We start from the raw sequence: 25,593 nt of genomic DNA on the forward strand, positions 1-25,593 counted from the left end.
GGTGTCAGTCGCGCGAAGACAAAACGTTTGGTCGCGTTCAGTGATCTCTATTGCGCGGAGTGAGCGTCGATCACGCCGAATAAACTCTTCAACCTGGCAATATCTTCTTCGTAAAAGCCATTACATTGGGTGACGACTACATATTCAGAGCCGGTCGCTTTTCCATGGGTACTGCATACAAGTCCAAAACCTTCCCCGCCACCCTGTCGTTCATACACGACATCCCGCGCATCCATCAGTACCCAGCCTGGTATCGTCAGTTTTTTAGTGGCTGATTCGGGCAACTGATCGAAATACATGATTCCCTCAGCATTCGGCAACTTGACGAGCAAGTTGTAGGGCGACGACAAAGCACTCATCCCCACCGTTTTCTTGACCTCGTTGAGGTCATGACCCCGCACGATAAACGTAGAGAGGCGGTCTATATCACTCTCATAAGCTGGATGATTGCGCGGCGACAGCTTCAAGACTTCCACGGCGCCCTCGTTGAGGCAACTGACCACCTCAAGGGTTGACTGGACGTCGTGAAACTCGCAGGTGGATTCTTGAGCAAATACTGTCGGTGATAGAAGTGCCGTGCAGAACGCGAGCCCCCAGGTGAAACAGGATTGGGGCACGCTCAATTGAATGGCCTTATTACGCATTCCCATATCCCCACCCAACCAAGCAAAAACATTAATCAGTACAACATCAATGTGCAGGAAGGATACCGTCCAAATATGAAGCTCTCTCCAGACTCATCTTCGCGGCGCATCTGTTCAGATCTGCAGAATAGGATGTCGTGTCCCATTCATTCTCAAACCCCTCAAGCCTGCAGTTCGAATCCCTCAGCTTTATCCATGCCCGCTGGGAGTTTTTCAGTCGATCTAGAAACGCCTTATGCTCTTCATGCCGAGACTGGTACTGAAAAATATACCGAAACCCTGCTCTATCAATCACCGCGTCGTAACTGTCATTAAGGACACGATCGGCAGCCTTCATCGCTTTTTCTGCGCACTCGTCACGTTGCCCAGCCGCTACTGCCTCACAACCTGCATCTTGGGAAAAACTGACTGACGAGACTGACATCGCCACAAATGCACAAAACATCCAACGCGCGACATTCACTGAGTGCCACCTGCGCCAATACATTCAATTGAGTTGTCCATGACGACGCCTCGGGCCGACAAGCGCTCGACCGCAGCAGGGCCCGACTTAAGCTCGGTCTTGCTGGCCTCGCGGTAACAGGCCATTGCACGGGGCAGATCAGCAGCGACGACCGTGCCGGCTTCGTAGACGTCACCCAATCGCAGGAGTGCGTGGCTAGAGCCTCGTAGCGCGGCGCTTTCCAATGTCGCCATCGATTTTTGCGGATCGATGCAGGCCTTGTGATCGTCGTACTCACCCTCATCGCAGTAAAACAAGGAGAGGAACACGCCATTGTCGGGATTACTCTGAAATGCCTGATTCATGAGCTCCAGAATCTGTTCATTCGGCAATCGCGGTGCCTGCCCGGAAAGACTGATTCCCGCGGCCGCCACTGCCGCCTGGGCCGAACCTTTGCGGGCGCCGTCCACATAGCTGTCCAGCGCTGCCGCGTACAAAGAGACACCGGATTCACCTGATGCCTTGTTGACCAGCCGATCGAACATCACGCCTTTCTTCAACTCGCGCTCACCGGGTGAAGGGTGATCTGTTCGAGCCACGTCATCCATCACCGCTTCGAGCGTCCAGTCTTCAACACTGTTCAGCACCCAGCAGTCGCTGTGTTTGAAGACGAAAATCTTCAAGAAGGTACCCTGCTGATCACGCACGACCACCCTGTTCGGAAATGCGATCTCGGTAGACAGGCTCAACGCGGCAGCATTTACCGTACCCAGCACGCTCAATTCATCGGCGGGCAAATGCTTGACGCTGCGCACGACAACCTTGGGTATGTTGCCTTCAGCCACGACATGAGTTGCCTGAATCGGCGACGCGGTAAACGCTTTCTGTACCGCCGAGTCCAATGAAAAGGCTTTGACGAAGTCAGCGAAGTTGTTAGCCGGGCATTGCTGTTCAGTAGAGGCGAAGGCGCTTGTGAACAGGCCGGTGCTCAACAATGCAACGGAAAGCCACTGATTCAGCCTGCGTGTTGTCATACCGCAACTCGGTACCGCAAAAAATCGTTTCAACAGTGTTCTTCCTTGAGCCATTCAGGTCTTGCGTTTGGTGAATCGGGTAATGCATTGCTCTGGCCCGCTCATGCCCCAATAAGTGCTGAGCAACGCCTTACGCTTTTTGTCTACGCGCAGGTTGACGAAGCCATCGCCGCAATCGGGCTTAGCCTCTTCGAAACGGTTTGTCTCAGGTTGGTAGATGAAGACTCTGAAGTAGGAGTAAGTACCCATCCCGTCATCAATCTGCCAGACAGAAAAGTCCTTCATACCGTCGAAATTGAAATCGCCGATCTGCATATGCAGCGGTTTTTCCGCTTGAAAATCGATTGCCTGCGACTCGCTATGGGCTGCGCTTTTAACAGAGACGTTCAGCGTGGAACCTTCGAGAACCCATGTTGCTTCGACGCCTTGGGTGGGAATAAACGTGGTGGTTTCGGCCCACACCGGCACAGTCCACAGCAGGCCGAGCAGTGATAGCGCCAGAGTTTTGAATGGCATGTGCTCGCCCTACTCCCACTTGCATCCGGACTCCAGTGTCGAGTCGACAAAGGTATTGACCATGAAACTGTATGTCTTGCCGTTGGACTTCTTCGTGTACGACATCGAGACAATCTGCGAGCCTTGAGTCATCAGTTCGTAGGTGCCCGTTACTTTGCCGTAAACCACTTCAGACCACGTCCGGGTGTGTTGCCAAGGGGCTTCCGGGTCGAGGATTTCGCTTTCGGAGTCGGTCAGCACAATGGAAATCGGCTCGCTGGACTTGGCGTACTTGACGAATCCACCTGACCACTTGCTGGATGAGTCGTAGTAGGTACGCAGTTCGAACTTCACCGGGCTGTCCTGTGAAAGTTCGAAGCAAAGTGATTCGGTGGTGACCTCCGCATAAGCCATCAGGGGGAAGAGGCTGACCAGCAGAAGAAGTGCTTTTTTCACGTTCATTTCCTTATGAGAGATCAGGGGCACGGGCCTATTCCGATCCCGCTACACACTGACCGTCCCGAAGATTAGGAGCCAGCGCCCGATTTCCCAACAGATACCAACTCGCAAGCGACTGACTCTCGCAATAAGCGTTCTTCTCGGCATCGTAATAAAACGCGACCTTGTGCTTGGCCATCCCGCCCCGGTTGGGGACAAACAACTCGACGGCGAACACGACATCGGGCAAAGCAGTTTTTCTGTCCGACATCAGCGTGGGTGGCCCCAGAAACTTACAAGGCACGCCGTCAAAAGGCAGATCCAACCGGCCGTCTTGATACCTGTAAATCGCGCAAATACCATTCGGATCTTCAATCACCACGGCAGCTATCGTTCCACCGCTCCAGTTCACCACGCCATCTGCAATGGCGCGAAAACTCTCGGCAGGCATTTGGTCTTCCTTTGTGAGTGCAGCGACCATCGCGGTGGGCATTGTATGGCTTGTACTGACACCGGCTGGCGCTGCGTTTGCGGACAACGCCCACGTCAACGCCAGGAACAACAGGGGAACGACTTTCACTCTGAATCTCCGATGGCATGGCTGACCGATATGCAATGCACGACCCTTACTGCGCCGTACATTCAGGTTCTGCGAGATGTTCACCATCAACGCGGAATCTGCATAATTCGGTAGTTTCATTCACTCCAACCAGCGACATCAGCTTGAAGGTCAACTGCAATTCGGTGTCGGAAAACGTGGCCTTATCCAATGAGACGTCGGAGAAGCCGTTGTTAAAGTTCTTCCCTTCAATGTCGCAGAACTCCATCGAGTCGCTTGCAGCCCCTTGTCCCCCAGGCTTGAGAATCTGAATATTGACGCAGGGACTATCGAACGTTTGGTAGTAACGGACCAGTTTTCCGGAAACGTAAGCGACATCGGCTTTGTATATATCGACGACCGGCCCTCGTGCGTTGCCTGCAAATGCACAACATGAAAAACACAAAACTGAAAACAGCGACAATCCTTTCAAGACTCACCCACTCCATAAACCTGCTGATCAAATGCTTTAGTTCACTGTTTGCTCTTGTCCGGAGCCATAGCCAATTGACGGGCTCGCTCTATCGTCGCGCGAATCAAACAGGAGTCCGACCATTCCCCGAAAACCGACTTAGACGATTTCGGCTCAGGCAGACACTCCGCATCGCGAAATTTCATCCAGGCCCTTTGGGTTTCTCTCAGGCCTTTCTGTGCATTTTCGTCCAACCGTTCCATGCGCTCCCGGTAAACGAGGTTGAGCAGTGCATCCGTATCCGTAACAACCAGATCAAGCGTCCCACTCGACGCAGTTGGCCACACAACGTCCGCCAACGCCTGCTTGGTTTCGTTGTTCCAATTGTAGAAACCGTTCTCTTCAATCTTCAGCCAGGCAGAGCGCCTATGATGATTGGTCGGATCGGTCGCACTGACTTCAGACTGGTAAACAATCTCCAGATAGATCGGGTCGGTTGAGCGCTGAGGATCATTCAGCAGCGTTTGGCGAACGATGGCCCGTTGTTTTTTGCTCTCGGTGATTTCAATCGAAAAGCATGGGTCCGGACCGGGGCGATCGGCTGACTTAACCCGCTCCAGACACTCTTTACGAAGAGCCATAGAGGTATCACCCGGCCCCCCTCCTACGTCGAGAACCCTGACGAGCAGTCGTATTTCTGGATCTTTGGAAAAATCTGCCTGAAGCACCGTTGCGATAAACGTTCCCTCTGCCTTGGCAAGAGACGACAGCAATGACAGCAAGAAAACAACGCCGAATCTAAACACTTTCATTCCTTTGTTTACCTGGAAAATCAATAAAAGCTTGTAAATCATCTCGCCTGAGCTTGATCGACTAACAAGTGATGCAGATCTATTTAAACATCTCGCCATAAAAACCAAAGAGCGCAACAGACAAACCCACCTCTTTTGATACTTACCCGCCGACCCCAGTTACTCCGACTCCCCTTCGTACTTCTGAGACTCAGAGTTGAATCGCCAAATGTGCGGAGTAGTCAAGGGCTCTCCATCTTTGTATTTTATTCTGCCGTTTGACTCCCGCTTATACGAATAAACCTTGATATCTTTAAAAACGTTTTCCTGCTCACCTCCAAAATCCAGAACTTTAACTTTTGCAAAGTAGCTAGCACCAATCAACTTCAAATACCCGTGGCACTGAAGTAAAAAACTAAAAACTCGATCACCGCTTGAGCCGACACCAGTTGATGCTTCAAAGATGAAATCATCGATATCATCATCATTCAAATCGCCGACAAAAACGACCCTTCCATGATCGACTAGAAGCTCCTTGCCGTCTTGTGTCGACAACACTTTAATTTTGCTTTCGCCGATTTTCCAATCGGAAATAAAACTGACTGAATCCTTCTGAACATTGCAGACTTCACTATCAGAAGCCCATGTTAAACATGGAACAATACCGACTATAAAAAAAGCTAAATATTTCATATCAAACATTCATAATAAAATAATTTTCACCAGGCCTTACAACACCTTGAGAAAGGCCGACCCCATACGAAGAATCGAAGAAAATAGATAAAAAACCGGACTAATCTATTTTCGCAAAACCGAGCGCAACAAATAAATTCGCCCCTCTTTGCGCTTTATCTAACTAAATCTTGCTAGGCATCACAGCCTCAAATGACGCTTTAATATCACCTAGCTTCGGATCACTTTTTAGATTTGACCTAGGTAAACATGCAGAAAATGTGACTGTCGCACCTTTCACACCTTTCAACCCATAAAAGCAATCGAACCACAGGCCATTCTTTTCCAAAGAGAATTTGCTCTCGGCAGCGGCAACTTCATCATCAGAACTCCAGAGCATGAAGGGAGATATTAATACTCTGACTTCGGCGGAACCCGACGCTGACGAATGAGCAAGATCTACCGTTCCCGTTTCCAATCCTTGCTGAAACGAAGCATCCGCAGCGTAGTTGTAGATATATCTACCACTTCCATCAAAACGTCCAGATGCTGCTAAGCTCTTTTCAAACTCAACAGGCTCAATCAGGAAAACATTTTCTTCTGTCAAAACATCTGGATTTAAATTGACATTCGAAACAAGTTCGCCATAGCACACACCACCCTCTGCCCTCACGTTCAACTTGAAGCCGGGAACCTCGGGAATTAAAACACCACAGCTATCCAGAGATGCTGGTTGAGCAATTGGCAAAAAAAATGCAATGAAATAAAAACCACTGAACAGCAGAAACAAAATTTTCATCACAATGTCCTTTTAGCCAAATAAATCCGTCCCCTTTTCACTCCTTGGTTCTGGCTTCGTAAACTCTTAAAAGTTCTCTTTCATATCAGCACACTCACTCATATCAGCAAAGACTTTACGCTCGCCACTGTTGAGAACGCACAAAGGCTTTTTAAAGGTACCTCGCACTTTCTGGCAAACAGCGGCATCTATTTCCTTATAAACACAATACTCACCAGAAATAATTAACTCTTTGCCTCGCGTCAAAATCACATCTCTAAAGTCTTCAATACGATAAAAATTCTTGTATATTGAACCACCAGACTGTTGAATGTCTTTGTAAGTCCCATCCTCCAGTTCCGAAGCACTAGCAGGAATATCTCCGATATAGTTGGCTTTTCCGCCCTTAGCTAGAGCAGAAAAAATCATCACCTGAGCATTTAGGCCCATATCATCACTTGTTGGATAAGAAAATATAACAACTTCATTCTCTGCTCCTGACGCTTCTCTAACAACATAATCTGACCGGCATCCGCGATCAGTATTATCAAGAAAAAAGATTTCCCCTTCAAAAGAAAGGGCCAAGCTAGCGGAATCGGAATTCTGATCAGCTTCCTTGCATACCAGGCCATGCTCTACTGAACTAGAATAAGCAGCACCACTATAGATAGAAAACAGCAGTCCGATTAGTCGAATCATCCAGAACAAATAAATCCGTCCCCTCTTTATCAATAAATCCGTCCCCTTTTTCCTTCTTTTCTTTTGCGTTCTATTGAACGGTGCCACAAATCCCATCATTTAGATTAGGACGGATATTCTTATTCCCATTTGTCAGCCAGGTAGCCAATGACTTACTTTCGCAAAATTTCTTTGCATCGGAGTCATAATAAAATGCAACAAGGTCATTAACGTTAGCACCTAACCTAAGCGAAAATACATTAACTCTATAGTAGATATCCGGCACCACCGCCCCTCTTGACCAATCTATTTCGGCTGTGCCTATAAATTCACAAGGCACCCCGTCATATGCCCCGTAGAGATCATCCTCAGAGTATATAAAAACCGAGCAGTTTTTAATTTTATCTTCGAACACAACCGCACTTACATACGCGCCATTAAAACCAACTGTACCCCTAGGTAAAAAATGCACATCCGCGCTTTGCATTTCATTTTCTTTTAAAATTTTCAGCCGCACGACTTCTGGAACGTTTACAACCTCTGGAACCTTTCCCCCTCCATCGCCAAACGCAAAAACAGTGCTCAATATATATACAGAAAATAGAATTACGATATTCTTCATGATGGCCGACTCATTGCAAACTGCACGACAATATGCTGTCTCGGGGTACTCAAGTTCACCGTAGAACTTGTATCAGTAGACTCACTTAAAAATCGATATATGTACTGTGCATAAGCCTGCCTTTCATGATAGCCATTAGTACCACCATTAACCACTGTAGAAACAGCACCGACTATTACAGGGGTAAAAGGTTTATCACAATGTCTATTAATATTCATAGCGCCAGACTGATTAATAAATGTCGACACCCAAAAAAAACCGCCACTATCACACGCATTGTACGAGTCACTTTCAATCAAGTTTGGATCATATCGCGGCGCCCAACGATGCGGAGTACCGACAACCCCAATAATTTGGTTATGGGAATCGCGTAGAGTGGGGTCCTCCCAGTAGTGAGTAGAGGTGGCTGTAATTCTTGGGTCGTCGTAACCTCCATTGGGAACAGTAGGTAGAGATCTTACAGATCTGTAAATGCCGTATTTCTCATATAGTCCGGCCCACGTCAGCTGCATAATTCCACGCCCATAAAAAGCTGCATAATATTGCGCCATGGGCAAGCTTGGATGTGGGCTCCCTGTCCCAACTTCGGTGACGGTTCTCCAGCGCCCTGTCTCTAGTATTACTTGCGCCAAAAAATGCGTTCTTCGAGTGACTGTTGTTATGCCATATTTAATCATAGCTTTGTTCAAATTAACATAATACAAGCTCAACCTAGTCTTGGCCGCCGAGTGCGATATTTGAAATAGATTAGGATTGCCTACTGTCGTCGCAACCCAGTTGCTACCTACTTGAGTGTAAAAGTGATATTTCGGCAGCGTATATGCCAACTCTTCCAAACTAAACCAAGCACACTTCCTAAAAGTCTCCACAAAAACTTTTGGATGAAAGTGCCAGTGTTCTGAATCAATATCATTAAATTCACCATCCTCCCAAAAAGCTAACATTTCATAATGCAGCTTTAGTTTCTGAAAGCCTTCCGACGTTACGATAGGTATAGTTCCTTCCAACAACCAACCGTAGCGACCATTGAAATCACTCTTCTTCCATTCACTAGGAAACTTAAAGATCAATCGTTTCAGTTTTTCCTGGTTTTCTTGCAGCAACAATAAAGATTTACATGCTTCGCGCTCCTCTTGTGTTGATGGGACTTCCACCACACCTAATAGATCCAAGACAATACGTGATTGACAGCGTCCGTCTCCATTATTGTCATCATCTACCAAGCGCCAGCCTGACCAATGAGGAAAATCCGCATCACTGTAAAATGTAACAGTGGGCCCATTGAGATTGACCCAACCCACTCCATCTGAATATGCAATTTGACGCCAATGAGCGGCATCGACTGGTTGAAGTTGATCGGGACCAAGTACTTTTCCGAACTTTAGCAGCTCATAGCCAGCACTTGGACAGTCAGGATAAACCGTAGATGCGGTTTTATATAGCTTATACTCATAATCTTGAGCTTCTCTACGCTCTCCTTTCTTCTGACCTTTCTCATCATAGGTAGTAACAGTACACTGACCTTGGTCGTAGTTCATTCTGACAAAATATGCTTCTGTCGGACGATGGATTATCGCAGAACTATTTATCGCGCTTCTGAGATCGCTAGGTGGCTCAGCATAAAAAACAACTTCCGGCGGAAGATGAAAGTGCGTATCTCCCCAGTGACTATCAGTCCGGCCACTTGCCAAAATAGCTAGCTTTTCGCTAGCCCGTCCCACCAACCGCGATACGTGTTCTTGACTAGCAATTATTTCAAAATGAATTTTATTATCCGCACCATATATGCTACCAGCCGCCCCTAACACATCCTTTCTATAGACACGCAAACCTTTATGAATATCAGCCAGAGCTATCGATGACAGATGCATATAAATTGAGTAAAACACAACTTTTGCTTGTGCTCCCTCTCCCACTTCTGTTTCGTGCTTTATAACTATACACCCGCTATCGGTCCAGCCTCCGCGGTAATTAAGAGGGTGATCCAATGCATCGGTTTTAGGCTCTGGCACTCGAAAATAAGCAACAACTCCATCTGCAATTGAACGGACTGGTAAGTGTGCATTACCAGATTCTGGGGCTGTCAGGTGAATACCACCATGCCATCCCATATCGTGACTGACAGGGAAAGCACCGTTTCCCGGCTCACCACCGATCATGGCTCGGCTTAAGTAATCTTGATCTCGCTCATTTGCAGCAGCTATAGGAGCAAAGGGGGGGCTAATCAACATAGTTTGTGTCCGTATTCAAACATTTTTCCAATCCGTCATGCGCTGACTTCAGAGCGAAAACGGATAATCCACTTCAGGCTTCAATTCTTGTGGCGCATTCGCAATCGCCTGATCCATCAAACTCCCCGCCTTATCCTTATCCGCCGCCCCCGGCAACACCGGCGGTTTAATCCCGATCCCGGTGCCACTCCCCGCCGACCCGCCAGCATTAATCTTCACCACCGGCCCAACCACGGTCACACCACCGCCATCCAGCTTGATGAAACTGCCGCCGCCGAGAATCGTCAGCTCAGTCCCCGCCTCAATGACAATCTTGTCCCCAGCCTTGATGTGAATCTCTTTCCCGGCACTCGTCAGTTGCGCCGTCCCGAGCTTCACATGCTGGTTCTCACCAATGGTCAGGTGGTCGTCCATCCGTGCTTCGATCTTGCGGTCGCTGATGGTGGTGCGGTGTTCTTCGGCCTTGAGTTCGGTGTAGGTGTTCTTCACCACGGTGTCGTGGCGTTCATTCCCGACGCGGATTTTCTGGTCGTGCTCAACGTTTTCGTCCCAGTCGCGCTGGGCGTGGATGAAGATTTGTTCGGCGCCTTTTTTGTCTTCGATGCGCAGTTCGTTGTAGCCACCGCCGCCCGGGGAGCTGAGGGTTTTGAAGACGGTGCGGGTTTTGTTCGCCGGGAGGGCGTAGGGCACCGGGTTTTCCTTGTGGTACAGGCAGCCGGTCACCAGTGGTTGGTCGGGGTCGCCTTCGAGGAAGGTGACGAGGACTTCCATGCCGATGCGCGGGATGGAGATGGCGCCGTAGCGGTCGCCGGCCCAACTGCTGGAGACGCGCAGCCAGCAGCTGGTCTTGTCGTCGGCCAGGCCTTCGCGGTCCCAGTGGAATTGCACCTTGATGCGGCCGTATTGGTCGCAGTGGATTTCTTCGCCTTTGGGGCCGGTGACCATGGCGGTCTGGCTGCCGAGCACGCGGGGTTTCGGGTGTTCGAGGGCCGGGCGGTAGAACACGTCCCACGGGGTGGCGAGGAAGGTGTTGCGGTAGCCCTGGTGGAAGTCGTCCTTGTTGTCGGTGGTGTCGCTGGTCACCGACTCTTCGAGGACTTGCGGCTGTTTGCCTTCGTGGAAGATTTCGGTGAGCAGCCACAGGTCGTTCCACTCGCTGCGCGGGTGGTCGGACATTTCCATGAAGTGGCCGCTGACCAGTCTGGTCTGGTCGCCGCGACCTTCGGCCTGACGATAATCAGCGCGGTGGCGTTCGAGGGCGCGCTGGCTGAGGAACTTGCCCCGCGCGCGGTCGATGAAGCGGCCGGGGTAGTCGTAGTCTTCGAGATCCGGTTCAGTGCTTTCGCCGTCCGGTTTGTAGGCTGCTTCCATTTGCAGGCGCGGCTTTTCGAAGTCGTAGTCGCGGCGGGTGGTGCGGCTGGTGCGGGTTTCCAGGCGCAGCCGGAAGCCTTTGATCACCGGCTCTTCGGCGACCATGCCGCTGCCCTGCACATACGCGGTCGGCTGGCCGAGATTCGGGAACACGGTCTGGTCATCACCAAACACCAGCAGGTGACCTTTCGGGTTGTGCTGGAAGTGGTAGTGAATCCCTTCCTCTTCGCACAGGCGCTGGACGAAATGCAGGTCGGTTTCGTCGTACTGCACGCAGTAGTCGCGATCCGGGCACGGCTGGCTGAGCTGGAAGCTGTAGGCGTTGCCCTTGATGCCGTGCTCGTCGAGGATCAGCGCGATGATTTTCGGCGCCGACATCTGCTGGTAGATGCGCTGGTTGGTGCGGTGATGCAGGTATTGCAGCTGCGGCACCAGCGAGACTTTGTAGCGGGTCAGGCGCTTGCCGGCATCGCCCTGGGCGACGCGGTAGATCTGGCCGTGGATGCCCGAGCCTTGCGGGTCGAGGGCGAGGAATGCCTGTTTGTGCAGGAGTTTTTCCAGGTCCAGATCCGGGTTTTCGCTGACCAGTTCCAGGTCGAAACGGAACGGCTGGCTGATGCCTTCGGTGCCGGTGAACGACAGGACTTGCAGGTCGCCTACGTAGTCTTCGACCGTCAGGCTGAAGTGCGTTTCGTTAGCTGGGTTGAACATAGTGTGCTCCCTGTTCGAATGTCATCCGTTACGCCCTCAGCCGCAAACGCTGCAGCCAGGACGAAGTGGCGCCCAAGGCGTCACGCAATTGGTCGGCAGAAATGTTGCGCTCTGCCGCGTCAAAGGCCAGCGCGGTGCGCAGCGCGGGCCAGCAGTGTGTCGGCAGATTTGCCGGGGCTTGCAGTTCGCGATCCAGGTGTTCGTCACGGGCCTGGGTCGAGGGCAAGCGGCGAAACGGGTGTTTGCCGCCCGCCAGTTCATAGATCACGCAGGCCACGCCGTACACGTCTGCGCTGGCCGACAGCGGTTGGCCCTCAAGCAGTTCGGGGGCGGCGTAACCCGGGGTCCAGGCGTTGAAGCGCTCGCGGCTCAGGTGCGGCAGGCCGGGCAGGATGCCCTCCTCGGCTTGCCCGAGACCGAAGTCGAACAGGCGCACGCCGTCTTCGCAGAGCATGACGTTGCTCGGTTTCATGTCACCGTGCAGCACGCCGCGACGGTGGGCGTAGGCCAGCGCGTCGAGCAGCGGCAGCGCGATGTCGCGCAGTTCTTTCCACGGCAGGCCCAGCGGCCGCTCGCAGAGCAGTTTGTCCAGGGTCAGGCCACGCATGAGTTCCATGGTGATGAAGGCACGCTGGCAATCAGTGTCCACTTCGAACGTGTGCGGTCGCAGCACGTTGTCGTGGCGCAGGCGTCGGGTCAGGGCGAACTCGCTGTAGAGCAAGGCGCTGGCGTCCGGCGACTCGGCAAATTCTTCGCTGAGGATTTTCAGCGCAATGTAAGGATCAGGATCGCCGAACTGTTCGTGCAGCAGATCCCGGGCCCGGTAAACCGCACCCATGCCGCCGGCCCCGAGCAGACGCTCGAGGTGATAGCGGCCGGCAAGTACGTCCGGCAGTGCACCGATGCTGGCCTTGGTTGGCGCCAGCAAAGGCTCTGCCTTGTTTTCCTTGGCGAAGGCGAAGTAGGTCAGGTTGTTGGCCTGCTCTTCGCTCATCAACAAGTCGTCGACTGAGGATTCGATTTCAGTCATTGGCGGATCACCACGGCAGTCAGATTGTCGCGAGCGGCACCCCGCAGGGCACCGTCGAACAGACGTTCCAGCGCCACATGCGGCGCCGCCAGGCTGAGAGCGTTGCCAAGGGCATCGCTGCTCAAGCCTTGATACAAACCATCGCTGCACAGCAGGAACACATCGCCCGGATAGACCTCGAGTTCCAGCACATCCAGGGTCAGTTGTTCCGCCGCGCCGACCGCCCGGGTCAAGGCCTGGGCTGCCGGGTGCGCCGCTGCCTGTTCGACGCTCATCTGTTGCTCGTCGATCAGTTGTTGCTGCAGCGAATGGTCCTTCGACAGCTGATACAACCGCTGCCCGCGCCACATGTAGCAACGGCTGTCGCCGGCCCAGATGCAGGCCGCGCGATTGCCGTCCACCAGCAGCGCCACGACGGTACTGCCCATGATGCTGTCGTGACGCCCGGCGGTGACGGTCAACTCTTGCCCCAGGCGCCGGTTCAGCCAGTGCAGACACTGGCGGATAGCTTTGAGGCGTTCGTCGAAGTCCTCGTGCTGCGGCAGTTCAGCCAGGCTGGCGACGATCAACTGGCTGGCAATGTCGCCACCCTGATGACCGCCCATGCCGTCCGCGACCACCCACAGCCCATGCTGCGGGGTGTCGAGGAAGGCATCTTCGTTGCGCGACCGCACCTTGCCCGGGTCGGTTCGCGCCGCGCTGCGCCAGGGACTGGCCACCAGCATCAGAGCTGCACCGGCATACGGAAGGTGCGCATCACGCCCATGTCGAACGGGTTCGGCGTGCGCTGGCTGGTCAGCAGGTAGTTGGCGCGCAGGCCACCCACGTCGGCTTTCAGCACCAGCACGTCACGACCGGTCAGGTATTCGGTCTGCATCAGGTCGAACAGACGGAACAGCGACCACGGGCCGGAGTTCTTCTCGATACCGATCGGGCGACCGGCCATCTTGTCCATGACCAGGCTGGTGCGACCGTCTTCAGCATCGGTCGGCCACTTGAAGTTCATGGGCAGGATCGGACCGTGGCGGTATTCCATGGTCTTGTCGCCGAACTTGAACTCGGAACGGCTGACGGCCGGATCGAGGGTGTACGGCTCAAGCTTGAACTGCACGGTCGGCTCGGCCGGGTTGATCGAGAAGAAGCTCTGGCGAATGTTCAGTGCAGCCGCCATCTGGTCGAGGAAGACTTTGGACACCGGCAGGCTGCGACCGTCGATGCTGCGCATCCGGTAGCTGCCCGGATCACCGCTGACGAATGGACGCATGTAGCTGTCGAAGAAGCGGTCGATGGTGCCTTGAGCCCGGAAGAACTCGCGGAAATCGCTGATCGCCACGTCGCTGGTGCTCGACGCGCTGAACGGGTAACGCTGGTTGATGGTCTTGCCATACACGCTGTACAGCTCGCTCTGATAACGACCGTTCAGGTATTGGTAGGCATCGTTGAGCACCAGGCGCCACGAGTCTTCGGCCAGCACGTTGAACCACACGCTCAGCGGACGCGGCAGACGACCCGACGCATTGCGCAGGTTGGTCAGCGCATCACGCTGGCCGCTCATGCGGGTCTTGGCCAGTTCGAACGCGGCTTGCTCCGGCGTGCTGGAACGGGCGAGGCCCGCCAGTTGCAGTTGCAGGTCGTTGAGCGCGGCGAATGCCGGAGTCAGGTCAGCGGCCGGGCCGTTGTTGTCGTCGAGCAGCTTGTGCAGCGGTTCGAAGCGACGTTGCAGGGACTTCTTGGCGGTGTCCGGCAGGTTCTTCGCCACGTTCATGGCCGAAGCCTTGTCCGCGACAGCGGAAGCGAGTTTGCCGACCTTGCCCAGTTTGCCCTTCTGCCCCGCCAGCGCATCGGCGGCGTCACCGGCTTCATCCACCGGCTCAGGGGCTGCCTGGAAACGGGTGTTTTCGCGCACTTCAGTCAACAGCGCCAGCACCGGCGAGTTGGCCGAGGTCAGGCCCGCCAGTTGCTCGGCGCCTTCACCGGCATCGCTGATCGGCGGCAGTGCCACCTGGCCAACGGCCTCGCTCCAGTAGTTGGCATAGTCGCGGAAGTACAGTTGCTCCAGCTCGACCATCAGGCGACGCAGATCCATGTCGCTGATGCCCGCGCCTTCGCCCAGCACCCAGTTGTCACGCAGGATGTCGGTCACCAGCGCCGAACCCTGTACCGAGAAATACTGCTGATAACCGGTCTGGGTGTAGAAGCCCGGGATCACGTATTCGGTGCCGATGAACAGCGAGCCCTGCGGGCCGAGATGTTGGCTGAAGCGATAGTCCGGCAGGTTGCGCGCCTGCTCACGGAGCATGCGGTAAACCACGTTTGCCAGCGATTCACTGCGCAGAACCTGACGCGCCTGAGTCACCAGTTGCTCGTTGAGCGGGTAGATAAACGGCAGCTTCAGCAGACGCTCAAGGTGCGCGTTCAAACCGTTCTGCACCGCGGTGTTGCCGGTGTAGCGCTGCGACCAGTCGGTGGCGACCCAGTCCTTGAGCCATGCCGCGTCGCGACGATCCTTCATGTTCAGCATCAGGTACGCGCGCAGGCTGTTGATCAGCTTTTCGCGGTCCTTCATGTTGGCGCGGATCTGGCCTTCGAGCATGGTTGCAACTCGTGGCAGCAGTTGCTTTTCAAGCTCGCGCTCGTACGCTTCCTTGACCACCGGATTGACGTCCTGGCCCTGATACAGACCAACGCGCTCGTGGTACGCAGCGTCGCCCTTCTTCGGGAACACCTGAGTCGCGGCGTAGCTGGTGTCGAGGGTTTTCAGCGTGCCCATGGCGTCATCGCGCGGCGACAGTGCCGTGCGTTGCTGGGTCCAGTTCTGCGCCAGATTGCGCAGGTTTTCCAGACGCTCGTAGTTGGCCGAGAAACCACCGGCCCAGAGCATGCCGAACAGCGCCAGTGCACCCAATGCACCGACGTACAACGCACGCTGGCCCCAATGGATACGGCTGCGTTCGCGCTTGTCCAGACCGGCCAGATCAGCCTCCGGGAAAATCACCCGGCTGAGCAAGTGGTGGATGAAACGCGAACGACCGCTGCGCAGCGTCGGCAGCACGCCGGCGCTCATGCCCAGACTCGCGCCGATGCCGGCGGTGGTCGAATCCATTTCGTGGGTCAGGTGCGGTGCGCTGGTCAGGTAGAAACCACGCAGTTGCGTCGCACGCTGGTAGCGGTTGCCGGTGAACGCCATGTCGACGAACAGGCACAGGCGCTCGCCGATCTGGCCCATCTGGTGCGGGAAGTCGAGGATGCGGCCACGGCGCTGGGTGTCGCGCTCGGAGTGCATGCGCATGATCACCTGGCTGTTGAGGCGACGCAGCAGCTCTTCGAACTCGCTGCGCAGCACAGCCACGTCGGTGCCGACCTGATCCTTGCGGAAACTGGTACCCAGCACCTGATCGCTTTCTTCGCGGGTCAGTTGGTCGAAGAACTCGTCGAAGCCCAGCAGCTTGTCAGCCTTGCTCAGCACCAGATACACCGGCACATCGACGTGCAGCTTCTGATAGACGTCTTGCAGACGCGCACGCACCTGGCGAGCCAGAGTGTCGATGTCCTGCTCGCTGCCACTGGTTAGGGTTTCCACCGGAATGGTCACCAGCACACCGTTCAGCGGACGGCCACGACGACGCTTGCGCAGCAGTTCCAGCAGAGTGGTCCAGGCGCTGCCGTCGACTTCCGAATCCGGCTGGGTCAGGTAGCGGCCGGCGGTGTCGATCAGCACACCGTGATCGGCGAAGTACCAGTCGCAATGACGGGTGCCGTGGGTGTCACGGGTCAGCTTGCGGTCGATCTTGTTGATCGGGAATTCCAGCCCGGAGAAGTCCAACAGGCTGGTCTTGCCGCTGGCCTGCGGGCCGATCAGCAAGTACCACGGCAAGTCACTGCGCCAGCGCTCGCTGCGGCCGCGATACAGGCTCGAAGTCTTCAGGGTTTTCAGGGCGTCCTTGAAACGCTCCTTCAACTCTTTCTGCTCTTCTTCGATCAGGTCGTCACGACGGATACGGTCCTGGCCATCTTCGGTTTCTTCGACGGCTTTCTTGCGGATACCGGCGCGCCAGCTGACGAAGACCATGGTCAGGCCCCAGATCAGGAACAGCACGCTGATGGTCAGCAACCGGGAGGTCGAACCTTCCCAGAACTTGTAGTCATCCACCGCCAACAACGGGCCGACGAACCACACCAGCAGGGCCACGAACAGCACCAGCAGCAAGGTCCAGACCCAGGTCTGGCGCAGGAAGGCGCCGACTTTCTTGAAAAACTTTTTCATCACACGTCCCTGTTTACGGCTGCGACTGCGGCTGGACCGCGGCCGGATCAAGCGGCTGATAAGGTTGCAGCACGGTGTCGCGCTGCTCGCCCAAGACCCAGGCGAAACCCGAATACATCATCACCAGGCAGACGAAGGTGAACAGCACCACCATCCACGCCGGCACGATGCGCACCAGGTTGCGGCGCTGATCGTTGAGGCCTTCCCACTGCGGCGACAATTCGCGCGGCACGTCGCCACGCAACTGACGGATCTGCCGGTACAGGGCGTCGCGGATGCCTTCGAGTTCCAGCATGCCGCGCGCCTGTACGCGGTACTTGCCCTCGAAACCGAGGGACAGGCACAGGTACATCAGCTCCAGCATCGGCAGGTGCTTGACCGGGTTTTTCGACAGCCGATCGAGCAGCTGGAAGAACTTCTCGCCACCGAAGGTTTCGTTGTGGAAGCTGCTGAGCAGGCTCATCTGCGACCACTCGCTTTCGTTGCCCCACGGCGTGGTCACGACGGCTTCGTCGACCACGGTGCAGAGCACGTAACGCGCGGCCATCACCTGGCTGCTTTCGGCGCCGTTGTGCAGGGCGCGCACTTCAAACAGCTTGAGCCCGGCGGTCAGGCGCTCGTTGAGCGCGTAGAGGTCTTCGCGGGTTTCGCTGTGCTTGAGGCGCACCACTTCCGACAGCAGTTCGGACGACGCCGCCACCAGCGAATTCAGGCTGATGTTGAAGGCCTCCGCCGGGCGCAGGCGCGCGGCGTAGATCATCCGTTCTTCCAGTTGTTCGAAACGCGGTGGCGCAGCGAAGTCGGTCAGCGGACTCGCCGCCGGGCCATGGCCCTGACGGTCGAGCAGGACGGTTTTATCGTCCTGGTTGTGTTCCATGTCCTTGATCATGTCGGTCAGTTCCTGATGGCCCAGAATTTCAGTTCAAGCTCGGCGAATTCGCCGGACACGTGGAACGCGAAGCCGCCGGAGCGCTCGAGTTGTGCCAGGTCTTCGGAACTGAGTTCGAGGATGAAATAGGTTTTGTTCGAGTGGAACGCGATCTGCCGCGGGGCCACCGGCAACGGTTTGACCTTGATCCCCGGCAAGTGCAGGTTGACCAGTTGGCGGATGCGCTCCACCGGGCCGACCTTGAGGTGCGCAGGCAAGCGGTTGCGCAGTTCTTCGGAGTCGCAGTTGGCACTGGCTGCCAGCACGAACGACGCCGAGCCCAGCAGTTTGTGGTCGTGCAGCGGCGACACGATGATCCCGTACTGACGCGCTTGCAGGATCAGCTCGATGGCGTGCTGTTCCAGCACCATCGACAACACCTGACGGATCGACTCCATCAGTTTGCGGAAACTCGCACCCTGGTCGGCGTGGGAGTAACGGCTGTCCAGACGCGGGCGTTTGCTGTCGCTGGAGAAGGTCGCCAGATCGCCGAGCATGGTCAGCAGCGTGCGGTACAACTCTTCCGGGTGAACCTGCTCCAGGCCCAGGTAATGGCGCAGCAGCAGTTCGGTGCGGTTGATCAGTTGCAGCATCATGAAGTCGCCGATTTCCGCGCCGCCGACCTTGCCGTTCGAACGAATCCGCTCGGCAATGGTGTCGCCACGGTGACCGAGCATGCTGATCACTTCTTTCAGGCACGACAGCAGGTAGCTGGAAGCGTGGGCCTGAATGTAGGTCGGCACGAAGTCCGGGTCGAGGCTGATCACGCCGTCCGGCGTGGTGTCGAGTACATCGCAGATCTTCAGTTTCACGTAAGCCTGGTCGCTCTGCTGCTCGCCGAGCAACAGCTTGAAGTCCGGGCGACCGCATTTGACCTGGCTCGCCGAATCGTCGCCGGCGTTGGAGTCGGCCACTTCGGTTTCATAAGCGGTGTAACGCGCCAGCACGTCGGACTGCTCCGGGCGACGGGCCTCGATGTGGTTACCGGTGACCAGCGGCAGCGCCAGGTAGATCGGCATGTTGCCGGTGTTCGGCGGCACGTCCAGCGCCAGCGGTTCGGTGTTGCCACCGAGTTCGAACAGGCTGCCGTCCGGCAGGATCCCCGAGGCTTCACTGATCACCAGTTTTCCCATGTTGAGGAACTGCAAGTCGATCTCGAGATTCAGGAAACCCCAGGTGTAGCCGCCCAGCAACTGGGTGCGGGTCTTCATCTGGTGATCGTAGTAGCGGTCGTTGTGCTGGAAGTGCTGCGGACGCAGCAGCATGCCTTCCTGCCAGATGACTTTATGGGTATTCATGATCAGTCATCCGCCTTGGCGAGCACTTCGTTGGTTTTGCGGATACCGGCCTGGTCCAGCGTCAGATCGGCTTCGGTGACTTCCAGCGGCGTGATCGGGAACGTGTGGCGCCACTTGGTTTCCGGCAGGTCACGGTAGGCGGCGAGGATGCCGATGTAGCGGCTGCCCTCCTCCACGCTGAGTTTCAGTTCCACGGTTTCACCCGGGCGCAGTTCGAGTTCTTCGCTGGCCACCAGGTCCGGGTTGAGGGATTCCTTGGCGCGCTCATAGAGGCTGAAGAAATCGGCGTTCTCGAAGGTCACCGGGTGCTTGAGTTCGAACAGGCGCACCACGATCGGCGACGGACGCCCGTTGAGGTCCGGGTTCAGTTGATCGCTGCCGGTGATCTTGAGGTTGATCTTGGTCACTTTCGAATACGGCGACATCGACGAGCAACCGGCGAGCAGCACCAACAGGGTGAGCGCGGTCAGCGTCTGGAAAAAAGCGGTCGAGCGGCGAGACATGCGCATCATCCTTGGTGGTCGGTGTGGAGGGTGGAGATCAGGCGGATCTGTTCTTCGTAAGCCTGGGCGAAGTCGCGGGCCAGCAGGCGCTCGCTCCACTCATCGTCCTGACGCAGCGCGTGGTGGTAGCGGTTGAACGCTCTCCAGCGGCCGCCGGAAGTGGCGAGCAACGGCTTGTTGTCGCGCTCGAAACGCAGGGTCAACTGCTCCGGCGAGAAGTGCTCCAGCGTGCCGCGCACCGCCGCGCGGCTGGCGGTCAGCAGCGCCACCTGATGCGCCTGCAAGTCGCGGAACGCACGGGAGATCGCCTGCTCGGCCGGCAAGTGGCCAGGCTTGTGCGGCTGCAACAGGATGTCCAGCGCTTCGCTCGGATCGACGGCGAATTTCAGCGGATTCTTGTTGGTGCCTTGCACGGTGGTCTGTGCCAGACGCAGTTCGTTTTTCAGCTCGGAGCGGGTGCGCAGGCTCTGTTGCAGGCCGCCGATGCTCTGGCGCAGCAGACGTGCGGCATTGACCGCCAGCGCTTCGCGCTCGTCATGGCTCAGGCCTTTCAGATCGACACCCAGCGCTGCACCGAAGTGATCCCAGAAACCCTGTGGCTGACGCTCGACCTCTTTCGGTGCCGGCGCAGGTTCAGGCTTGGGCTCGACGATCAGCTCCGGCACCATCAGGCTTTCCATGTCGATGCGCGCATAGTCGGCGCGCTGACGGGAGTCTTCAGGGTCGGTGACCGGCGCGAGCATTTCCTCGAATTCCGAGTACACGCGCTCTTGCTGCTCCAGCGACTTCAGCGGGTCGAGGTCGAGGAACGCGTCGTCCGGAATGATGGTGCCGGCGGCCCGTGGCAGGCCCGCTTCACCGTCGAAGGTCGCCGGGTCGCGCACCAGACGCGCGCGAATCTCGAAGTCGCCCAGCACGTAGGTGCTGCCGTGCTCGATGCGCACCGGTTCGCCCTTGTGCAGGCGTGCGCCGCTGTCGCCGTCCTGGACACCGTTGCTGCTGGTGTCGGTCAGGAAGAACGTGCCCTCGCGATAACTGACGATCGCGTGGTGGTTGGACAAGTGACGCTTGCGGTCAGGGATGATCCAGTCGCAGTCCTCACCCCGCCCGATCACGCCGCCGGCCTGTTTGAAGGTCCGCTGGCACAGCTCGGTGGGCACGAACTGCTTGGTGTTCAGCATTTCGAAAACCAATTCCATGTTTGATGCTCCTTGCGGTCACTTGCCGCGATTGACCGCCTGCGGATCACCCAATGGGCGGTAATCGTTATCGTTGAATTTGTAATTGCCGCTACAGCCGCCGAGGCCGCATAGAACGACGAGGGTCAGCAGGACAGCGTGCCAGTGACGAACAGACATCAGAGGGTCTCCAGGTGTAGACAAAGCACAAAGCGCCGACCCTTTCGGGCGGCGCTGATATAAGCGGACGAGGTGAAACCGACGGACTTTTGCCTACCCATCGAAGTCACCCAGATTGATGTTCAAACGGCCTAGCCGGTAAAGCAGCGTGCGCCGGGGCAAGCCCAGTTCCCGGGCGGCGAGCGTCTGGTTGCCGTCGTTCTTGCGCAGGCAATCGAGCAGCAGATTGCGTTCGACCGCTTCCAGTCGTTCGCGCAGATTGAGGCCGCAGTGGTCTTCCGGCGCCGGCGCCGGTTCCAGTCGCAGCGAAAAGTGCTCGGCGAGCAACTCGCCGCCCTCGCACAACAGCACTGCCCGTTCGACCAGACCTTTGAGTTCGCGCACGTTGCCGGGGAAGGTGTAACCGGACAGGTGATCCAGCGCCGCTTCCGACCAGCGCACCGGATCCCGTTGCAAAAACACGCAAGCCTTGTCGGCGAAGTGCTTGGCCAGATCGAGGATGTCGCCTTCGCGCTGACGCAGGGCCGGCAACTCGATCGGGAATTGCGCGAGGCGGTAGTACAAGTCCTCGCGGAACTTGCCTTCGCTGACCAGCACCGACAGGTCGCGGTGCGTCGCGGCGATGATGCGCACGTCGATCTTGTGGGTGTCGTTGGAACCCAGCGGACGAATCTCGCCTTCCTGCAACACCCGCAGCAATTTGGCCTGCAACGCCAGCGGCATGTCGCCGATTTCGTCGAGCAACAGGGTCCCGCCATTGGCCGCGTCGAACAGCCCGGCGCGGTCGCGGTCGGCGCCGGTGAATGCGCCTTTGCGGTAGCCGAACAGCTCGCTTTCCAGCAGGTTTTCCGGGAACGCCGCGCAGTTCTGCACGATGAACGCCTGAGACCGGCGCGGGCCGCAATCGTGGATCGCACGCGCCACCACTTCCTTGCCGGTGCCGGTCTCGCCGCGCAACAGCACGGTGTACGGGCTGTGCAGGACTTTGCTGATCAGCGAGTAGGTCTGGCGCATCGCTGCGCTCTTGCCGATCAGGCCGTAGCCGCTGGCACTCGGCAGGCTGCGCACCACTGGCGCCGCCGCATCCATGGGTTGCCGCAGACGTTGCAGCAAATGCAACTGACCGAGCACGAACGAGCCGAGCTGACCGAGGGAATCGGCAAACCCTTGCAGGTTGATGTGGCGACGGCTGGCGCACAGCAACAGGCCTTCGACCGCCTTCTGCCCGTTGACCAGCGGCACGCACAACAGCGACTGCCACGCCGCGAACGATGCCGGCAGGAAACTGGTTTCGTGCAGGCTGCCGCCCAGGTCGTCGAGGCACACCACGCGGTTCTGGCACAGGGCGAACTGCAGCAATTGCTCGCCGTTGTAATCCGCCGGCAGGCTCGCCGCACCACGCGGTTGCAGCAAGCCGTCGAGGCACTCGGCGTTCATTCCGAGGCTGGTGTGCGTGGCGTCGAGCAGGTACAGCTGCGTCAATTCGCAACCGCTCAACCCGGCCACGCCCCGCACGAAGTCACCCAGCAGCGCAGCACCGTCCGCCGAGCGCGACAGGCTGGCGAACTGCGCCAGCAAGGCTTCGGCATAGAGCAGTGGCTGCGGCACTTGAGTGAACATCACACTCACCTCAGGCGAACTCGCAGGTCACGCTGGCGTCGCCGTCGAGCGTCGCATGCACGCGCTTGAGGCTTTCACCGGTGGCCATGGCGTCGAGCAAGCGGTCGGCCACCAGCGGCAACACGTGCTGATCGAGCAAGTGGTCGATCAGGCGCGCACCGCTTTCGCTCTGGGTGCAGCGCTCGGACAGGTGATCGACGAGGTTCTGGCACCAGCTGAAATCCAGCTGACGACGGTTCAGGCGCTCGCCCAGACGACCGAGTTTGATCTCGATCAACTCGCGCAGCACCGGGCCGCCGACCGGGTAGTACGGCACCACTTTCATCCGCGCCAGCAGCGCCGGTTTGAAGTGTTTGCTGAGCACCGGGCGAATGGTTTCTTCCAGCACTTCGGCGGTCGGACGCGCGCCGTCTTCGCAGAGGTCGCTGATCTTGTCGCTGCCCAGGTTCGAGGTCATCAGGATCAGCGTGTTGCGGAAATCGATCTCGCGCCCTTCGCCGTCGTTGGCCACGCCTTTGTCGAAGATTTGGTAGAACAGGTTGAGCACGTCCGGGTCGGCCTTCTCGACCTCATCGAGCAGCACCACCGAGTACGGCTTCTGGCGCACGGCTTCGGTGAGCATGCCACCCTCGCCGTAACCGACGTAGCCTGGCGGTGCACCGATCAGGCGGGAAACAGTGTGCTTCTCCTGGAACTCGGACATGTTGATGGTGGTAATGAAGCGGTCACCGCCGTACAACAGGTCGGCGAGTGCCAGAGCAGTTTCGGTCTTGCCGACGCCGCTCGGGCCCACCAGCAGGAACACGCCGACCGGTGCGTCAGGCTTGTTCAGACCGGCAGCGGTGGCGCGCATCGAGCGATTCAGTGCGTGGACGGCTTGTTCCTGACCACGGATGCGGGTGCGCAGGTCAGTGGCGAAGCTTGCGACTTTGGCGTTGTGTTCGCGGGCCAGTTGCGCCAGCGGTACGCCGGTCCAGGCGCTGATCACTTCGGCCACCAGACGCGGGCAGACTTCGAAGCTGACCAGACGCTCCTTGACCTGAGCGGCGGTCAGGGCGCCGTGGGTTTCGTTGAGTTGCGCTTCCAGCGCTTCGACGCTGAGGGCCTCGTCGATTTCGGCTGCGTGGGTTTCGATCACGGTGCCTTCGGCGTCTTCCTCAACGGTGACAACCGGCTCGACCGCAGCGGCTTCACGGGCCTTGGCCAGTTGCTGACGCAGTTCCAGCAGGCGCTCGGCCAGTTGTTTCTGCTCGGTCCACAGGGTTTCCAGTGCGACCATTTCGTCTTCGGCTTCGTCCAGACGCGCTTCCAGTGCATCCAGCGCTTCGTGGTCGATCAGCAGACCGGCTTCGGCATCGCGGCGCAGGGCCTGGCGCTGACGGCCACCTTCAGCCAGCTCGCCACGCAGGCGCTCCAGGCTTTCCGGGGCAGCGGCGAGGCTGATGCGAACGCGGGCGCAGGCGGTGTCGAGTACATCGACCGCTTTGTCCGGCAGTTGGCGACCGGCGAGGTAACGTGCGGACAGTTCCGCTGCCGACACCACCGCATCATCGCGCAGGTAAATGCCGTGGCTCTTCTCGTAGACCTGAGCCAGGCCACGCAGGATGGTCACTGCTTCGCTCACGGTCGGTTCGTGCAGCTGAACCGGTTGGAAACGACGGGCCAGTGCCGGGTCTTTCTCGAAGTATTTCTTGTACTCGGCCCAGGTGGTCGCGGCGATGGTGCGCAGTTCACCACGGGCCAGCGCCGGTTTCAGCAGGTTGGCCGCGTCGGAACCGCCGGCATTGCCACCCGCGCCGATCAGGGTGTGGGCTTCGTCGATGAACAGGATGATCGGCTTCGGCGAGGCTTTGACCTCGTCGATCACGCCTTTCAGACGACGCTCGAATTCACCTTTGACACTGGCGCCGGCCTGCAACAGGCCCATGTCCAGCGACAGCAACTCGACGCCCTTGAGCACTTGCGGCACTTCACCGGCAGCGATGCGCGAGGCCAGGCCTTCGACGATGGCGGTTTTACCGACACCGGCTTCACCGACCACGATCGGGTTGTTCTTGCGGCGACGGGCGAGGATGTCGACCATCTGGCGGATCGCGCCATCGCGGCACAGCACCGGATCGAGTTTGCCGTCGCGGGCCTGTTGGGTCAGGTTGTGAGTGAAGCGCTCCAGCAGCGATTCGCCCTGGGCGGCCGGCTTGCCGCTGGCCGCTGCTTGCGGCTGTTGCGACAGGGCAAATTCTTTCAGGCGATCGATGTTCAGTTTGGCGAGCAACGGCTGGTAGCGACTGCCGGCGTAGCGCATCGGGTTGCGCAGCAGCGCGAGGATCAGCGCCGCATCTTCGACCGAGGTCTGGCCCAGTTCAAGGTTGGCCACCAGCAGCGCGTCTTGCAGCCACTGCACCAGCTCCGGCGCGAACACCGGGTTGCGCGAAGCGCTGTGTTCAACCCGCGATTGCAGAGCGGCGCTCAGTTCGCCAGCGTCAACGTCGGCATCTTGCAGCGCGCGGGAAAGCAGACCGTTCGGGCGCTCCAGCAGGCCCAGCATCAGGTCTTCGACCAGAATCTTGCTGCCGCCACGAGCGACGCAGCGCTCGGCCGAACGCTCCAGATCGCGACGGGTTTCGGCGTCCAGCGCCTGGATGAGTTGTTGCAGGTCTACGTTGATCATGGCTCAC

Annotated in this window: 24 protein-coding genes; all 24 read right to left on the reverse strand. The window is 57.2% G+C overall.

Annotation, left to right across the window (positions count from 1 at the left end; genetic code table 11):
* Positions 1-47: 47 nt before the first annotated feature.
* Positions 48-644, reverse strand: a complete 597-nt coding sequence (locus tag AC1RMX_RS02355) for a hypothetical protein (RefSeq protein WP_493070267.1) — start codon at positions 642-644, stop codon at positions 48-50.
* A gap of 46 nt (positions 645-690) precedes the next feature.
* Positions 691-1,131: a lysozyme inhibitor LprI family protein gene (locus AC1RMX_RS02360; protein WP_493070269.1), complete on the reverse strand. Its 441-nt coding sequence runs from the start codon at positions 1,129-1,131 to the stop codon at positions 691-693.
* Positions 1,104-2,153, reverse strand: a complete 1,050-nt coding sequence (locus AC1RMX_RS02365) for a sel1 repeat family protein (RefSeq protein ID WP_192559307.1) — start codon at positions 2,151-2,153, stop codon at positions 1,104-1,106. The genes AC1RMX_RS02360 and AC1RMX_RS02365 overlap by 28 nt, the downstream gene beginning before the upstream one ends.
* A gap of 21 nt (positions 2,154-2,174) precedes the next feature.
* Entirely contained in the window at positions 2,175-2,636 is a 462-nt protein-coding gene (locus AC1RMX_RS02370) for an XAC2610-related protein (RefSeq protein WP_493070271.1), read from the reverse strand.
* Between the two features lie 9 nt (positions 2,637-2,645).
* Positions 2,646-3,077 carry a hypothetical protein gene (locus AC1RMX_RS02375; RefSeq protein WP_425220397.1) on the reverse strand — a complete coding sequence of 144 codons (432 nt, stop codon included), beginning with the start codon at positions 3,075-3,077 and terminating at the stop codon, positions 2,646-2,648.
* A gap of 28 nt (positions 3,078-3,105) precedes the next feature.
* Positions 3,106-3,504, reverse strand: a complete 399-nt coding sequence (locus AC1RMX_RS02380; protein ID WP_192559310.1) for a hypothetical protein — start codon at positions 3,502-3,504, stop codon at positions 3,106-3,108.
* A gap of 175 nt (positions 3,505-3,679) precedes the next feature.
* Positions 3,680-4,084: a hypothetical protein gene (locus tag AC1RMX_RS02385; RefSeq protein WP_192559311.1), complete on the reverse strand. Its 405-nt coding sequence runs from the start codon at positions 4,082-4,084 to the stop codon at positions 3,680-3,682.
* A 41-nt stretch (positions 4,085-4,125) separates the two neighbouring features.
* The gene (locus AC1RMX_RS02390; protein WP_493070274.1) at positions 4,126-4,917 is read right to left on the reverse strand and encodes a lysozyme inhibitor LprI family protein; all 792 of its coding nucleotides are present in this window, start codon (positions 4,915-4,917) and stop codon (positions 4,126-4,128) included.
* 117 nt (positions 4,918-5,034) lie between these two features.
* The gene (locus AC1RMX_RS02395) at positions 5,035-5,547 is read right to left on the reverse strand and encodes a hypothetical protein (RefSeq protein WP_493070276.1); all 513 of its coding nucleotides are present in this window, start codon (positions 5,545-5,547) and stop codon (positions 5,035-5,037) included.
* 163 nt (positions 5,548-5,710) lie between these two features.
* Positions 5,711-6,325, reverse strand: coding sequence for a hypothetical protein (locus AC1RMX_RS02400; protein WP_493070278.1), 615 nt, complete (start codon positions 6,323-6,325; stop codon positions 5,711-5,713).
* Between the two features lie 66 nt (positions 6,326-6,391).
* On the reverse strand, positions 6,392-7,090 hold the full coding sequence (locus AC1RMX_RS02405; protein WP_493070280.1) for a hypothetical protein: 699 nt from the start codon (positions 7,088-7,090) through the stop codon (positions 6,392-6,394).
* On the reverse strand, positions 7,074-7,604 hold the full coding sequence (locus AC1RMX_RS02410; protein WP_493070282.1) for a hypothetical protein: 531 nt from the start codon (positions 7,602-7,604) through the stop codon (positions 7,074-7,076). The genes AC1RMX_RS02405 and AC1RMX_RS02410 overlap by 17 nt, the downstream gene beginning before the upstream one ends.
* Positions 7,601-9,835, reverse strand: a complete 2,235-nt coding sequence (locus tag AC1RMX_RS02415; protein WP_493070284.1) for a hypothetical protein — start codon at positions 9,833-9,835, stop codon at positions 7,601-7,603. Before AC1RMX_RS02415 ends, AC1RMX_RS02410 begins: the two co-directional genes overlap by 4 nt.
* Before the next feature lie 48 nt (positions 9,836-9,883).
* A complete protein-coding gene (locus AC1RMX_RS02420; protein WP_493070286.1) occupies positions 9,884-11,917 on the reverse strand; it encodes a type VI secretion system Vgr family protein in 2,034 nt (677 codons plus the stop codon).
* A gap of 28 nt (positions 11,918-11,945) precedes the next feature.
* Complete coding sequence (locus AC1RMX_RS02425; RefSeq protein WP_096817229.1) at positions 11,946-12,947, reverse strand: serine/threonine-protein kinase; 1,002 nt, start codon at positions 12,945-12,947, stop codon at positions 11,946-11,948.
* Positions 12,944-13,672, reverse strand: coding sequence for a PP2C family protein-serine/threonine phosphatase (locus AC1RMX_RS02430; RefSeq protein WP_011336583.1), 729 nt, complete (start codon positions 13,670-13,672; stop codon positions 12,944-12,946). Before AC1RMX_RS02430 ends, AC1RMX_RS02425 begins: the two co-directional genes overlap by 4 nt.
* The gene (gene tssM, locus AC1RMX_RS02435) at positions 13,672-17,211 is read right to left on the reverse strand and encodes a type VI secretion system membrane subunit TssM (RefSeq protein WP_102620681.1); all 3,540 of its coding nucleotides are present in this window, start codon (positions 17,209-17,211) and stop codon (positions 13,672-13,674) included. Before tssM ends, AC1RMX_RS02430 begins: the two co-directional genes overlap by 1 nt.
* 13 nt (positions 17,212-17,224) lie before the next feature.
* Positions 17,225-18,100, reverse strand: a complete 876-nt coding sequence (icmH, locus tag AC1RMX_RS02440; RefSeq protein WP_007954389.1) for a type IVB secretion system protein IcmH/DotU — start codon at positions 18,098-18,100, stop codon at positions 17,225-17,227.
* A gap of 5 nt (positions 18,101-18,105) precedes the next feature.
* Complete coding sequence (gene tssK / locus AC1RMX_RS02445) at positions 18,106-19,437, reverse strand: type VI secretion system baseplate subunit TssK (RefSeq protein ID WP_096817226.1); 1,332 nt, start codon at positions 19,435-19,437, stop codon at positions 18,106-18,108.
* Between the two features lie 2 nt (positions 19,438-19,439).
* Positions 19,440-19,940 (reverse strand): type VI secretion system lipoprotein TssJ, encoded by a 501-nt coding sequence (tssJ, locus tag AC1RMX_RS02450; RefSeq protein ID WP_102620680.1) that lies wholly within the window; start codon positions 19,938-19,940, stop codon positions 19,440-19,442.
* Positions 19,941-19,945: 5 nt separating this feature from the next.
* Complete coding sequence (tagH, locus tag AC1RMX_RS02455; RefSeq protein WP_096817222.1) at positions 19,946-21,139, reverse strand: type VI secretion system-associated FHA domain protein TagH; 1,194 nt, start codon at positions 21,137-21,139, stop codon at positions 19,946-19,948.
* A gap of 18 nt (positions 21,140-21,157) precedes the next feature.
* Positions 21,158-21,298: a hypothetical protein gene (locus AC1RMX_RS02460; RefSeq protein ID WP_003229566.1), complete on the reverse strand. Its 141-nt coding sequence runs from the start codon at positions 21,296-21,298 to the stop codon at positions 21,158-21,160.
* Between the two features lie 93 nt (positions 21,299-21,391).
* Positions 21,392-22,918, reverse strand: a complete 1,527-nt coding sequence (locus AC1RMX_RS02465) for a sigma-54 interaction domain-containing protein (RefSeq protein ID WP_493070288.1) — start codon at positions 22,916-22,918, stop codon at positions 21,392-21,394.
* A gap of 10 nt (positions 22,919-22,928) precedes the next feature.
* Positions 22,929-25,586 carry a type VI secretion system ATPase TssH gene (gene tssH / locus AC1RMX_RS02470; RefSeq protein ID WP_493070290.1) on the reverse strand — a complete coding sequence of 886 codons (2,658 nt, stop codon included), beginning with the start codon at positions 25,584-25,586 and terminating at the stop codon, positions 22,929-22,931.
* Positions 25,587-25,593: the final 7 nt, after the last annotated feature.

Source organism: Pseudomonas sp. GW822-FHT03F04 (assembly GCF_058801405.1).

What these genes read in the sequence shown, in the direction of transcription:
- AC1RMX_RS02410 (WP_493070282.1), bottom strand. Translation starts at nt 7,604, where the DNA reads ATGAAGAATATCGTAATTCTATTTTCTGTATATATATTGAGCACTGTT.
- tssH (WP_493070290.1), bottom strand. Translation starts at nt 25,586, where the DNA reads ATGATCAACGTAGACCTGCAACAACTCATCCAGGCGCTGGACGCCGAA.
- AC1RMX_RS02355 (WP_493070267.1), bottom strand. Translation starts at nt 644, where the DNA reads ATGCGTAATAAGGCCATTCAATTGAGCGTGCCCCAATCCTGTTTCACC.
- AC1RMX_RS02400 (WP_493070278.1), bottom strand. Translation starts at nt 6,325, where the DNA reads ATGAAAATTTTGTTTCTGCTGTTCAGTGGTTTTTATTTCATTGCATTT.
- AC1RMX_RS02420 (WP_493070286.1), bottom strand. Translation starts at nt 11,917, where the DNA reads ATGTTCAACCCAGCTAACGAAACGCACTTCAGCCTGACGGTCGAAGAC.
- AC1RMX_RS02395 (WP_493070276.1), bottom strand. Translation starts at nt 5,547, where the DNA reads ATGAAATATTTAGCTTTTTTTATAGTCGGTATTGTTCCATGTTTAACA.
- icmH (WP_007954389.1), bottom strand. Translation starts at nt 18,100, where the DNA reads ATGATCAAGGACATGGAACACAACCAGGACGATAAAACCGTCCTGCTC.
- tssK (WP_096817226.1), bottom strand. Translation starts at nt 19,437, where the DNA reads ATGAATACCCATAAAGTCATCTGGCAGGAAGGCATGCTGCTGCGTCCG.
- AC1RMX_RS02380 (WP_192559310.1), bottom strand. Translation starts at nt 3,504, where the DNA reads ATGCCTGCCGAGAGTTTTCGCGCCATTGCAGATGGCGTGGTGAACTGG.
- AC1RMX_RS02370 (WP_493070271.1), bottom strand. Translation starts at nt 2,636, where the DNA reads ATGCCATTCAAAACTCTGGCGCTATCACTGCTCGGCCTGCTGTGGACT.
- tssM (WP_102620681.1), bottom strand. Translation starts at nt 17,211, where the DNA reads ATGAAAAAGTTTTTCAAGAAAGTCGGCGCCTTCCTGCGCCAGACCTGG.
- AC1RMX_RS02460 (WP_003229566.1), bottom strand. Translation starts at nt 21,298, where the DNA reads ATGTCTGTTCGTCACTGGCACGCTGTCCTGCTGACCCTCGTCGTTCTA.
- AC1RMX_RS02430 (WP_011336583.1), bottom strand. Translation starts at nt 13,672, where the DNA reads ATGCTGGTGGCCAGTCCCTGGCGCAGCGCGGCGCGAACCGACCCGGGC.
- AC1RMX_RS02425 (WP_096817229.1), bottom strand. Translation starts at nt 12,947, where the DNA reads ATGACTGAAATCGAATCCTCAGTCGACGACTTGTTGATGAGCGAAGAG.
- AC1RMX_RS02390 (WP_493070274.1), bottom strand. Translation starts at nt 4,917, where the DNA reads ATGATTTACAAGCTTTTATTGATTTTCCAGGTAAACAAAGGAATGAAA.
- AC1RMX_RS02360 (WP_493070269.1), bottom strand. Translation starts at nt 1,131, where the DNA reads ATGTATTGGCGCAGGTGGCACTCAGTGAATGTCGCGCGTTGGATGTTT.
- tagH (WP_096817222.1), bottom strand. Translation starts at nt 21,139, where the DNA reads ATGGAATTGGTTTTCGAAATGCTGAACACCAAGCAGTTCGTGCCCACC.
- AC1RMX_RS02375 (WP_425220397.1), bottom strand. Translation starts at nt 3,077, where the DNA reads ATGAACGTGAAAAAAGCACTTCTTCTGCTGGTCAGCCTCTTCCCCCTG.
- AC1RMX_RS02465 (WP_493070288.1), bottom strand. Translation starts at nt 22,918, where the DNA reads ATGTTCACTCAAGTGCCGCAGCCACTGCTCTATGCCGAAGCCTTGCTG.
- tssJ (WP_102620680.1), bottom strand. Translation starts at nt 19,940, where the DNA reads ATGTCTCGCCGCTCGACCGCTTTTTTCCAGACGCTGACCGCGCTCACC.
- AC1RMX_RS02415 (WP_493070284.1), bottom strand. Translation starts at nt 9,835, where the DNA reads ATGTTGATTAGCCCCCCCTTTGCTCCTATAGCTGCTGCAAATGAGCGA.